The following is an 11,336-nucleotide window of genomic DNA, read 5'->3' on the forward strand; positions in this document are numbered from 1 at the left end:
CGACCGGACGGGCCGTCGTGCGTCCGGGTACCCTGGAGCAATGGCGTCACGAACTACCCCCGCGCGCTCGTCGAAGACCACCAGCCGGTCCAAGGCCCCCGCGCGGTCCCCCAGGAACGGCAAGAAGACCCCGGCACGCACCACGCCCGCGGGGCCCTCTGCCGGCACCACCGCGCTGCGCGCCGTGGTGGGGGCGTGGTCCGGGGCCGGACACGTGGTGGGCGCTGCGGTGCGTCGCGTGGGCACGCTGCGCACGGACATCGCCCCCGAGCAGCGCCGCGACGGCGGAGCGCTCGTGTGGCTCGTGCTCGCCGTGCTGATCGCCGCGGTGGAGTGGTGGAACCTGCGCGGCGTGGACTTCGCCCCGATCGCGGTTCCGGCCTCGTGGGTGCACTCCGTGGTCGGCGGCACGTTCGGCTTCATGGCCCTGGTGCTCCCCATCTTCTGCTTCTGCTTCGCCATCCGCGTGTTCCGCCACCCGGAGCCCACGCAGGCCAACAACCGCGTGGCGATCGGCCTGCTGGCCCTCACCGTCGCAGGCTCCGGCACCGCCCACCTTGCGGGGGGCTCCCCGGACCTCGGGGACGGCTTCGAGGCCGTGTGGCGCGCCGGCGGCTTCGTGGGCTTCCTCGCCGCAGATCCGCTGTCCTCACTCATCACCCCGTGGGGAGCGCTCGCCGTCTTCGTCCTGCTGGCCGTCCTGGCACTGCTGGTGATGACCGCCACACCCGTGGGGGAGATCGGCCCGCGCCTGCGCGAGCTCTACCGCCGTCTGACCGGTCAGACCGAACCCCGCACCACGGACCTCTCGGCGCCCGAGCACGACCGCTCGTACCTGGATCCCGCGCCCGCACGCGGTTCCAAGCGCGCGTCCCGGGCGGAGAAGCGCCGGCAGCGTCAGGACCTCGACCGCTACGACGGGGACGAGGCCTTCGAACGCGCCGTGGTGGACGAGGCCAACCGCCGGGAGGCGCGCGGTGCCGCGGCCACGAGCGTGTTCGACGTGGGATCCCACACCGCAGAGCCGGCCGCCCGCCGCGCCGGCTCCTCCGGCACCCGCGCGGGCACGGCGGCGTCGGGCTCCAGCGCCGCGGACTCCCAGGCCACCGAGGTCGTGGGGAGCCCCGAGCCCGGGCCGCGCCCCGGCGAGAAGCGCCCCACGCGTTCCCAGCGGGAGGCCCAGAAGCTGCGCGAAGAGCAGGGGATCACGCCCGCCGCGGACACCGCGGCGGCCTCGGACGCCCCCGCGCTCGACGTCACGGCCGAGGCCGACGCCGCGCGCACCCACACGCCCAGCACGCCCATCCCCGCCCGGTCCGAGCAGCTCAAGCTCGCGGGCGACGTCGCCTACAGCCTCCCGCCCGTCGCGGACCTCGTGCAGGGCCCGCCCGCCAAGGAGCGCTCCGAGGCCAACGACCAGGTGGTCAGCGCCCTCACCAGCGTGCTGCAGCAGTTCAAGGTGGACGCCGAGGTCACCGGCTTCTCCCGCGGCCCCACGGTCACGCGGTACGAGATCGAGCTCGGCTCGGGCACCAAGGTGGAGCGTGTCACCGCGCTGTCCAAGAACATCGCCTACGCGGTGGCCTCCGCGGACGTGCGCATCCTGTCGCCGATCCCCGGCAAGTCCGCGATCGGCATCGAGATTCCCAACACGGACCGCGAGACCGTGGCGCTGGGCGACGTGCTGCGCTCCCAGAAGGCGCGCGCGTCCGAGCACCCCATGGTCATGGGCGTGGGCAAGGACGTCGAGGGCGGATTCGTGCTCGCGAACCTCGCCAAGATGCCGCACATGCTCGTGGCGGGTGCCACGGGGGCGGGCAAGTCCTCGTTCGTGAACTCGATGATCGTCTCCATCCTCATGCGCTCCACCCCGGACGAGGTCCGCCTGGTCATGGTGGACCCCAAGCGCGTGGAGCTCACCGCGTACGAGGGCGTGCCCCACCTGATCACGCCCATCATCACCAACCCCAAGAAGGCCGCGGAGGCCCTGCAGTGGGTGGTGCGGGAGATGGACGCGCGCTACGACGACCTCTCGCACTTCGGGTACAAGCACATTGACGACTTCAACAAGGCCGTGCGCAACGGCAAGGTGCAGCCGGAGCCCGGATCCAAGCGGACCATCCGGCCCTACCCGTACCTGCTGGTGATCGTGGACGAGCTCGCGGACCTCATGATGGTGGCCCCGCGGGACGTGGAGGACGCGATCGTGCGCATCACGCAGCTCGCGCGTGCGGCCGGCATCCACCTGGTGCTGGCCACCCAGCGGCCCTCCGTGGACGTGGTCACCGGTCTGATCAAGGCCAACGTGCCCTCCCGCATGGCGTTCGCCACGTCCTCCGTGACGGACTCCCGCGTGGTCCTGGACCAGGCCGGCGCGGAGAAGCTGATCGGCCAGGGTGACGCCCTGTTCCTGCCGATGGGCGCCTCCAAGCCCATGCGCGTGCAGGGGGCGTGGGTCTCGGAGTCCGAGATCCACAAGGTCGTGGAGCACGTCAAGTCGCAGATGACCGTGGACTACCGGGACGACGTCGTCCAGGAGGCCCCGCAGAAGACCATCGACGAGGACATCGGTGACGACCTCGACGTCCTGCTGCAGGCCGCCGAGCTGGTCATCACCACCCAGTTCGGCTCCACGTCCATGCTGCAGCGCAAGCTGCGCGTGGGCTTCGCCAAGGCCGGGCGGCTCATGGACCTGCTCGAGTCCCGGGGCGTGGTGAGCCCGTCCGAGGGTTCCAAGGCGCGGGACGTGCTGGTCAAGCCCGACGACCTCGCCGCGACCCTCGCGCTGATCCGCGGGGAGGAGCCGCCCGCGCCCGATCCGCAGCCCGTGGGCGGTTCCGTGGACTACGGCGAGGACCCCGTGGAGGCGTCGCTCGCCGACGTGGCCCACGACTACCACGACGGATCCACCACCGAGGACGCATGGGAGCTGACAGGACGATGACCGCACACCAGGCCGCCGCACCGCACGGAGAGCCGGCACCCAACAGCTCCAACTGGAACCTGCCCAACGCGCTGACGGCGCTGCGCATCGTGATGGTGCCGTTCTTCATCTGGTTCCTGTGGGCCGGAGGGCCCCACGGCCAGGACTCCACGGGCATGCGCTGGGCTGCGGTGATCGCGTTCGGGCTGGCCATGTACACGGACAAGCTGGACGGGGACCTCGCCCGGGCCCGCAACCTCATCACGAGCTTCGGCAAGATCGCGGACCCGATCGCGGACAAGCTGCTCACGGGCTCGGCCTTCGTGGTGCTGTCGCTGCTGGGCGAGCTGTGGTGGTGGGTGACCATCCTGATCCTCGTGCGCGAGTGGGGCATCACGGTCATGCGCTTCGTGGTCATCCGCTACGGCGTGATGGCGGCTTCCAAGGGCGGCAAGACCAAGACGGTGCTGCAGACCGCGGCCCTGATCGCGCTGCTGCTGCCGCTCTCGCCGGTTCTGGGCGAGTGGTGGCTGTGGTTCGCGTGGTTCCTCACCGCGCTCGCCCTCGCCGCCACCCTGGTCACCGGCGTCGACTACGTGGTCAAGGCCGTGCAGCTGCGCAACCGGGCGGTGCGCGGGGAGACCGCGTGACGGCGTCGGGCCGGGGGCACGACGCCGCCGCGGTCGGTTCCGGGGCACCGCAGCCCGCGTGCGGTGCGGCCGAGCTGGTGCACCGCGCCACGGAGCGCGGCGTGAGCGTGGGGACCGCGGAGTCCCTCACGGGCGGGGCGGTGGCCTCGGAGATCGTCACGGTGGCCGGGGCGTCGTCGTGCTTCGAGGGTGCCGTGGTGAGCTACTCGCACGACGTCAAGGAACGGGTGCTGGGAGTGTCCCACGAGCTGCTCGAGGATCGCGGCGCCGTGGACCCGGACGTGGCGGTCGCCATGGCCCGGGGCGCCCGCACGTGCCTGGGCGTGGACTGGGCGGTGTCCACCACGGGGGTGGCCGGCCCGGAGCCGCACGACGGCCACGCCGTGGGGACGGTGTTCGTGGGGATCAGCGGGCCCGGTGTGGACCGGGCCGAGCGGCTGGACCTGCCGGGGGACCGGGCCGCCATCCGCGCCGCCACGGTCCGTCACGCGATCGACACACTGGCGACTCAAATCTCATTCCCAGGCAATGCCTAGTGCATTTCGTCCGGCGACAGGGAACAATTGAACATGCAAGCACGTTATGAGAGACAGAGCTTGAGCCGTCAGGGCGCAAGACCTCGAACCCGTCGCATCCGATGGATGTGCAGAGCCCGTTCGTTCCCACGAGGAGTAGGCAATTCACATGACGAAGCAACCCGTGTCTGTCAATGGTGTCGTCCGTTGGAAGGACGTGGGTGTGGCAGATGACGTCAGCACGGACTCCCACGAGGCCAAGGTGGGCGTCCTGCGCCAGGAGATCGGGGAGGTGCTGCGCAGCGTCCGGCAGCGGCAGGGCCGCACCCTCCGCGAGGTCTCGCACCTCGCCCGTGTCTCCCTGGGGTACCTGAGCGAGGTGGAGCGCGGCCAGAAGGAGGCCTCCTCCGAGCTGCTGGCCTCGATCTGCACGGCACTGGACATTCCCATGTCCCAGATGCTGCGCGAGGTGGCGGACCGGCTGGCCTACGCTGAGGGCAACTACATCCCCGACACCGTTCCGTCCGAGCTGACCGACGAGTTCACCCGCGAGGTGCGTCAGCTGCGCGGAGGCACGGCGGCCGGCGCCCACTGATCCACTCCCACCGACCCGTCGGGCGCACCACCGAGTGAGCCCGGAGCAGCAGCGGACCCACCCAGGGGGTGGGTCCGCTGCCGTGTCCGCCGTGCGGCGACGTCCGGTTCACTGGGCCCACCGGATTCGAACGGTCAGCACCCGCGCCTCTGCACAACCACCCGAGGAGTTCACGCCATGCGAGTCAGCACGTTTTGGGAGCTGATGTCCCACGAGTTCGGGGTCGGCTACTGCCGGGTCCTGGCGGACGACCTGGTGCTGAGTGAGGTGGGGGAGCGCACCGCCACGGAGGCCCTCGCGGCCGGGGTGGATCCCAAGTCCGTGTGGTTCGCGGTGTGCCGTGAGCAGGACGTCCCCGAGTCCCGGTGGTGGGGCCCGGACCAGCCGCCCAGGAGCTGACGTGCACCGAGCATGATTCGAAGGTATATTCGAAGGGCGTCACGCGGGCTCCACAGGCGGCCCGGTTCCTTATGGGTGTCGGACACCCTCGTTAGCGTGGACCGCGAAGACATCGACAGGGCCTGGACCAGGCCCCTGAGACCCGAGGTGAATCATGGCAGCCAAGTCCAAGGGTGCATCCGCTCCCACGCCGTCTCAGACGGCCGGCTCCGATCGGCAGAAGGCGCTCGACACCGTCCTCTCGCAGATCGACAAGAACTACGGCAAGGGCTCGGTCATGCGTCTGGGCGACCGCCCGGCCACCAAGATCGAGACCATCCCCACGGGCTCCATCGCGCTGGACGTCGCCCTGGGCATCGGCGGCTTCCCCCGTGGCCGCGTGGTCGAGATCTACGGCCCGGAGTCCTCCGGCAAGACCACCGTGGCACTGCACGCCGTGGCCAGTGTCCAGAAGGCGGGCGGCATCGCGGCCTTCATCGACGCGGAGCACGCGCTGGATCCGGCCTACGCGGAGAAGCTCGGTGTGGACACCGACAACCTCCTCGTGTCCCAGCCGGACACCGGTGAGCAGGCCCTGGAGATCATGGACATGCTCGTGGGCTCCGGGTCCATCGACATCATCGTCATCGACTCCGTGGCCGCGCTGGTGCCCAAGGCCGAGATCGAGGGCGAGATGGGTGACAGCCACGTGGGTCTGCAGGCCCGCCTGATGTCCCAGGCGCTGCGGAAGATCACGGGCCGGCTGTCCCACACGAACACCACGGCCATCTTCATCAACCAGCTGCGCGAGAAGATCGGCGTGTTCTTCGGCTCCCCGGAGACCACCACGGGTGGCAAGGCGCTGAAGTTCTACGCCTCCGTGCGCGTGGACGTCCGGCGTATCGAGACGCTCAAGGACGGCGCCAACCCCGTGGGCAACCGCACCCGCGCCAAGATCGTGAAGAACAAGATGGCTCCGCCCTTCAAGCAGGCCGAATTCGATATCCTCTACGGCCAGGGCATCTCCATCGAGGGTGGCCTGATCGACATGGGGGTCGAGCACGGGATCGTCAAGAAGTCCGGCGCCTGGTTCACCTACGAGGGTGACCAGCTGGGTCAGGGCAAGGAGAACTCCCGCCGCTTCCTCAAGGACAACCCCGAGCTGGCGCAGGAGATCGAACGGAAGATCCTGGTGAAGCTGGGCATCTCCGAGGACCCGGACGAGGCCTCGCAGGACCCGGAGGGGCTGGACACCGAAACCGGGGAGCTGGATCCGGATGCACCTTTCGCCCCGCAGCAGAGCGACACCGAGCTGCCCGCCTTCTGAGTGAGGTGATCCGGTGGTGAACCAGTTCTCGCAGCACGGATCCCGGGCTCGCCGGTCCACGGCTTCGCGTCGTGGTCCGGCGAGCCCGGGGGATGCGGCGTCGCCGATCGCGGTCGCAGAAGCAGATGCTCAGGTGGCGGACACGGTGGAGGCCGCAAGCGCGGAGCAGCTCGAGACGGCTCGCGGCATCGTGCTGCGGCAGCTCACGGCCTCGGCCAAGTCACGCCGCCAGCTCGAGGACAAGCTCGCGGAACGGGATGTGCCGGAGCATGTTGCCCAGGAGGTGCTCGACCGCTTCGAGCAGGTCGGTCTGGTGGACGACCGTGAGTACGCCGCCATGTTCGTCCGCTCCCGTGCCGAGACCCGCAAACTCTCGCGGGCGGCTCTGCGGCGTGAGCTCTCCCAGCGCGGTATCACGGGGGAACTGGCGGAGCAGGCCCTTGAGCAGCGCCACGAGAAGGACGAAGTGCGTGACGCGCACGAGCTGGTCCGCAGGAAGCTTCCGGCGTCGGCGGACCTCACGGACCGCAAGGAACGGGACAAGCTCACCCGCCGACTGGTGAGCATGCTGGGCCGCAAGGGGTACCCGTCCGGCATGGCGTTCGCCGTGGTCAAGGAGGAGCTCGCAGGGCTCGGACCCACATCCGATCCGGGGTCGGAGGACGGCGTGGGCGCCGAGGTCTGGGACACCCCGTGAGGGGGTCGTTCTGTTCTCCGGGTGCTGCCCGGTGAACGGGCAGGCACGGCCCCGGAAGATTTGACCCCGTCCCTAAGATGATGGGGTGACTCAGATGCCCCACACCGCCGTAGACCCTTCCGCACCGGTCCCGTCGGACGCTCCGCCCGCCTACGAGGTGCGGACCCTCGGCTGCCAGATGAACGCCCACGACTCCGAGCGCATCACGGGCCTGCTCGAGAACGCGGGGTACATCCCGGCCGTGGGGCGGGAGCCTGATCTGGTGGTGTTCAACACCTGCGCGGTGCGCGAGAACGCGGACAACAAGCTCTACGGACAACTGGGCCAGCTCGCTCCGGTCAAGCGTCGCAACGACCGGATGCAGATTGCCGTGGGCGGGTGCCTCGCGCAGAAGGACCGGGCCACCATCGTGGAGAAGGCTCCGTGGGTGGACGTGGTTTTCGGCACCCACAACATCGGCTCGCTGCCGGTGCTGCTGGAACGCGCCCGGCACAACGAGCAGGCGCAGGTGGAGATCCTGGAGGCCCTCGAGACCTTCCCCTCCGCGCTGCCCACCAAACGCGAACAGGCGTACGCGGGATGGGTGTCCATCTCGGTGGGGTGCAACAACACGTGCACGTTCTGCATCGTCCCGCAGCTGCGGGGCAAGGAGAAGGACCGTCGTCCGGGGGACATCCTCGCGGAGGTCCAGGCCCTCGTGGACTCCGGAGCGGTGGAAGTCACGCTGCTCGGGCAGAACGTGAACTCCTACGGTGTGGAGTTCGGTGACCGCGGTGCGTTCGCCAAGCTGCTGCGCGCGTGCGGCGACATCCAGGGACTGGAGCGGGTCCGGTTCACGAGCCCCCACCCCGCGGCCTTCACGGACGACGTGATCGACGCCATGGCCGAGACCCCGAACGTGATGCCGCAGCTGCACATGCCGCTGCAGTCGGGCTCGGACCGGATCCTGAAGGACATGCGGCGCTCGTACCGGTCCAAGAAGTTCCTGGGGATCCTGGAACGGGTGCGGGAGCGCATCCCGCAGGCGGCCATCACCACGGACATCATCGTGGGCTTCCCCGGGGAGACGGAGCAGGACTTCCAGGACACGCTGGACGTGGTGGAGGCCTCGGAGTTCTCCTCCGCGTTCACGTTCCAGTACTCGATCCGCCCGGGAACCCCGGCGGGGGAGATGGCGGACCAGGTGCCCTCAGCCCTCGTGCAGGAACGGTTCGAGCGCCTGACGGCGCTGCAGGACGCCATCAGCGCCCGGCTCAACCGCCAGCTCGTGGGCACGCGTGCGGAGCTGCTCGTGAGCGCGCAGTCCGGGCGCAAGTCCGGTGCCACGCACCGGCTCTCGGGACGCAGCCGTGACCAGCGCCTGGTGCACTTCAGCGTGCCGGAGGGCTCACCCGTGCCGCGCCCCGGTGACTTCGTCACCGTTCCGGTCACGGGCGCCGCGGCCTACCACCTGCTCGCGGACCCAGCGGATGCCTCCGAGTACCACGTGCGGCCGTCGCGTGGCGGGGACGCGTGGGAGGCGGCCCAGGCGGAGAGCTGCGGGGCGCCGTCGTCCGGTGGGGCCACCGGATCTGCCGGGACCGTGGGGCTGGGGATGCCGGCACTGCGGAAGCCCTGACCGGGATGGCAGACCGCGGTGCACCCACGCCCCTCGTGGCCGTGGTGGGCCCCACGGGCACGGGCAAGTCCGACCTCGGCATCGCCCTGTCCCACGAGCTGGGCGGCGAGGTGATCAACGCTGACGCCCTGCAGCTCTACCGGGGCATGGACATCGGCACGGCCAAGCTGCCGCCCGAGGAGCGGGACGGTGTGCCCCACCACCTGCTCGACGTCCTGGACATCCACGAGGAAGCCTCCGTGGCCGCGTTCCAGCGGGATGCCCGGCGGTGCGCGGAACAGATCCGGGAACGGGGTCGCGTGCCCGTCCTCGTGGGCGGCTCGGGGCTGTACGTGCGGGCCGCCCTGGACGCCATCGACTTCCCGGGAACCGACCCCGTGATCAGGGCTCGGCGCGAGGACCAGCTGCGGCGTGACGGCCGTGCGGTGCTGCTGCGGGAACTGGCCAGGGTGGACCCGGAGTCCGCGGCGCGCGTCAAGGACGACCGGCGTCTGGTACGGGCCCTCGAGGTCCACGACCTCACGGGGCGGCCCTTCACGTCCTTCATGCCGCAGCGCCGGTACGTGCGCCCCACGGTCCAGATCGGGCTGGCCATGGGCCGGGACGAGCTCAACGACCGGCTGGCGCGCCGTGTGGACCTCATGCTGGAGCGGGGCTGGCTGGACGAGGTCAGGGCTCTCGCCACACGCGGTCTACGGGAGAGTCCCACGGCCGGCAGGGCGCTCGGGTACCCGCAGCTGCTCACCGTGCTGGACGGCACCATGACCCTGGCGGAGGCCCGCGAGGACACCGTGGCGGCCACCCGCAGGTTCACCAAACGGCAGCGCACATGGTTCCGCGCCGACCCGCGCGTGCACTGGATCGAGTGCTCCGCAGGGCGCAGCGTCACGGACCTCGCGGCTCGTGCCCTGGAGATCGTCCGTGCTCAGTAGGATGACGCGCATGAGTGCAACCAACGAGGGGACGGGACGGGCAGTGGGCAGCGGCGAACTGGCGGGCGTGCGGGTGAGCAAGGCGCACGGCACGGGCAACGACTTCGTGGTCTGCACGGACCGCGACGGGACGCTGGACGTCTCTGCAGAGACCGTGGCGAGCGTGTGCGACCGGCACACGGGGCTCGGCGGGGACGGACTGATCCGTGCCGTGCGCTCCCGGCACCTGGAGGAGGGGCGTCGGCTGCTGGAGCGGCATCCGGATGCCGAGTGGTTCATGGACTACCGCAACGCGGACGGCTCACTCGCCCAGATGTGCGGCAACGGCGTGCGGGTCTTCGTGGACCACCTGGTCCGCGAGGGACTGCTGACCCTGCCCCCCGGCGCGCGGGTGCGGATCGGGACCCGCGCTGGTGTGCGGACCGTGGCGCGCACTTCCGCCGGGTACGCCGTGGACATGGGGCCCTGGAGTTTCCGCCACGGCGAGGAGGCCCGCGAGCGGGGTTCGGACTGCGTGGTCACCGCCCACGGTCTCACCGTCCCGCGACCGGGCGTGTCCATCGACATGGGCAACCCGCACACGGTGGTCGTGCTCTCCGAGGGGGAGAAGCTCGACGCCCTGGACCTGCACGCCGCGCCCGTGGTGGACCCGGTGCCCTCGAACGGCACCAACGTGGAGTTCGTGGTCCCGCTCGACCACGACGACACCGAGGTGGGCCGGCTCGAGATGCGCGTGCACGAGCGCGGCGTGGGGGAGACCCTCTCGTGCGGCACCGGAGCGTGCGCGGCTGCGGCCGCAGCCCGTTTCTGGGGCGGGCCCGAGTCCCCGGACCGGTGGTTCGTGCAGGTTCCCGGCGGGGTTCTCTCGGTCACGTTCGTGGCCGCCCCGGACGGCACCGAGCACGTGGTGCTCGCGGGACCGGTCCGTGTGGTCGCCACCGCTGAGCTCGTGTAGCGGATCCGGGAAGTCACCCGCCGGTCGCGCGGAGGCGGGCGGGCGGCGTCGTGGGGTGTGGGCGTCGTGCGAGGCGGGGCCGCGGGGGCCCTCAGTCCCGGCGGACGGCGATGATGCGGAAGCCCTTGTCCGTGGCCGCACGCTCCACGCGGAAGTCCGCGGTCAGGGTCTGCGCGAGCCAGCGCTGCAGCGAGTCCCCGCCCAGGTTCTTCTGGACCACCAGCCACGCCGTGCCGCCGGGGTTGAGGCGGGGCAGCCACGTGGTCAGGATCTCGTGCAGGGCGTCCTTGCCCACCCGGATCGGGGGGTTGGACCAGATGGTGTCGAACGTGCGACCTTCCGGAACGTCCTGCGGCAGAGCGGCCTCCACGCCGGTCAGGCCCAGGGACCGGGCGTTCTCGGCGGTGAGCTGGAGGCTGCGCTGGTTGACGTCCACGGCCGTGACGCGCGCCTCGGGCGCCGCCTGGGCCAGTGCGATCGTGATCGGACCCCACCCGCAGCCGATGTCCAGCAGGTCTGTGCCCTGCGGATCCGGCACGGTGCGCAGCAGCGCCGCTGTCCCCTTGTCCAGGTCCCCGGGGGAGAACACGCCGGCGGCGGTCACCACGTCCACGTGCCGACCTCGCAGCTCCACGCCGATACTGCGCCGCTTCTCCGGCAGCGACGGATCGGAGACGAAGTAGTGGGGGACGGGGTGTTCGGCGGCCATGGCTCCACATGGTAGTGCCCACGGAGTCGTGTCGCCG

The 11,336-nt window shown here is 70.7% G+C and carries 11 protein-coding genes; 10 read left to right on the forward strand and 1 reads right to left on the reverse strand.

Annotated elements, in window-relative coordinates; all coding sequences use genetic code 11:
• Positions 1-40 precede the first annotated feature (40 nt).
• From P8S73_RS11390 to dapF, 10 genes are all read left to right on the forward strand, one after another.
• The gene (locus P8S73_RS11390; protein ID WP_019310900.1) at positions 41-2,944 is read left to right on the forward strand and encodes a DNA translocase FtsK; all 2,904 of its coding nucleotides are present in this window, start codon (positions 41-43) and stop codon (positions 2,942-2,944) included.
• Positions 2,941-3,573 (forward strand): CDP-diacylglycerol--glycerol-3-phosphate 3-phosphatidyltransferase, encoded by a 633-nt coding sequence (pgsA, locus tag P8S73_RS11395; RefSeq protein ID WP_019310901.1) that lies wholly within the window; start codon positions 2,941-2,943, stop codon positions 3,571-3,573. The genes P8S73_RS11390 and pgsA overlap by 4 nt, the downstream gene beginning before the upstream one ends.
• Positions 3,570-4,109, forward strand: coding sequence for a CinA family protein (locus P8S73_RS11400; protein WP_144803309.1), 540 nt, complete (start codon positions 3,570-3,572; stop codon positions 4,107-4,109). Before pgsA ends, P8S73_RS11400 begins: the two co-directional genes overlap by 4 nt.
• A gap of 148 nt (positions 4,110-4,257) precedes the next feature.
• Positions 4,258-4,683 (forward strand): helix-turn-helix domain-containing protein, encoded by a 426-nt coding sequence (locus P8S73_RS11405; RefSeq protein ID WP_035885382.1) that lies wholly within the window; start codon positions 4,258-4,260, stop codon positions 4,681-4,683.
• Between the two features lie 177 nt (positions 4,684-4,860).
• Entirely contained in the window at positions 4,861-5,082 is a 222-nt protein-coding gene (locus P8S73_RS11410) for a DUF3046 domain-containing protein (RefSeq protein WP_396350410.1), read from the forward strand.
• Positions 5,083-5,236: 154 nt separating this feature from the next.
• Positions 5,237-6,388 (forward strand): recombinase RecA, encoded by a 1,152-nt coding sequence (recA, locus tag P8S73_RS11415; RefSeq protein ID WP_019310905.1) that lies wholly within the window; start codon positions 5,237-5,239, stop codon positions 6,386-6,388.
• 133 nt (positions 6,389-6,521) lie between these two features.
• Positions 6,522-7,085, forward strand: a complete 564-nt coding sequence (locus P8S73_RS11420; RefSeq protein WP_396350411.1) for a regulatory protein RecX — start codon at positions 6,522-6,524, stop codon at positions 7,083-7,085.
• A gap of 94 nt (positions 7,086-7,179) precedes the next feature.
• Complete coding sequence (gene miaB, locus P8S73_RS11425) at positions 7,180-8,703, forward strand: tRNA (N6-isopentenyl adenosine(37)-C2)-methylthiotransferase MiaB (protein ID WP_396350563.1); 1,524 nt, start codon at positions 7,180-7,182, stop codon at positions 8,701-8,703.
• Positions 8,704-8,708: 5 nt separating this feature from the next.
• Positions 8,709-9,635, forward strand: coding sequence for a tRNA (adenosine(37)-N6)-dimethylallyltransferase MiaA (gene miaA / locus P8S73_RS11430; protein WP_396350412.1), 927 nt, complete (start codon positions 8,709-8,711; stop codon positions 9,633-9,635).
• A 10-nt stretch (positions 9,636-9,645) separates the two neighbouring features.
• Positions 9,646-10,590, forward strand: coding sequence for a diaminopimelate epimerase (gene dapF, locus P8S73_RS11435; RefSeq protein WP_396350413.1), 945 nt, complete (start codon positions 9,646-9,648; stop codon positions 10,588-10,590).
• Positions 10,591-10,681: 91 nt separating this feature from the next.
• Here dapF and P8S73_RS11440 read toward each other — a convergent pair whose 3' ends face one another.
• Positions 10,682-11,299: a class I SAM-dependent methyltransferase gene (locus P8S73_RS11440; RefSeq protein ID WP_396350414.1), complete on the reverse strand. Its 618-nt coding sequence runs from the start codon at positions 11,297-11,299 to the stop codon at positions 10,682-10,684.
• Between the last annotated feature and the right edge of the window lie 37 nt (positions 11,300-11,336).

Source organism: Kocuria sp. ChxB (assembly GCF_044359605.1).
Classification (GTDB): domain Bacteria; phylum Actinomycetota; class Actinomycetes; order Actinomycetales; family Micrococcaceae; genus Kocuria; species Kocuria rhizophila.

Excerpts from the sequence above, each read along its gene's own strand:
- P8S73_RS11390 (WP_019310900.1), top strand. The coding sequence starts at position 41 with ATGGCGTCACGAACTACCCCCGCGCGCTCGTCGAAGACCACCAGCCGG.
- pgsA (WP_019310901.1), top strand. The coding sequence starts at position 2,941 with ATGACCGCACACCAGGCCGCCGCACCGCACGGAGAGCCGGCACCCAAC.
- P8S73_RS11405 (WP_035885382.1), top strand. The coding sequence starts at position 4,258 with ATGACGAAGCAACCCGTGTCTGTCAATGGTGTCGTCCGTTGGAAGGAC.
- P8S73_RS11410 (WP_396350410.1), top strand. The coding sequence starts at position 4,861 with ATGCGAGTCAGCACGTTTTGGGAGCTGATGTCCCACGAGTTCGGGGTC.
- recA (WP_019310905.1), top strand. The coding sequence starts at position 5,237 with ATGGCAGCCAAGTCCAAGGGTGCATCCGCTCCCACGCCGTCTCAGACG.
- miaB (WP_396350563.1), top strand. The coding sequence starts at position 7,180 with ATGCCCCACACCGCCGTAGACCCTTCCGCACCGGTCCCGTCGGACGCT.
- miaA (WP_396350412.1), top strand. The coding sequence starts at position 8,709 with ATGGCAGACCGCGGTGCACCCACGCCCCTCGTGGCCGTGGTGGGCCCC.
- dapF (WP_396350413.1), top strand. The coding sequence starts at position 9,646 with ATGAGTGCAACCAACGAGGGGACGGGACGGGCAGTGGGCAGCGGCGAA.
- P8S73_RS11440 (WP_396350414.1), bottom strand. The coding sequence starts at position 11,299 with ATGGCCGCCGAACACCCCGTCCCCCACTACTTCGTCTCCGATCCGTCG.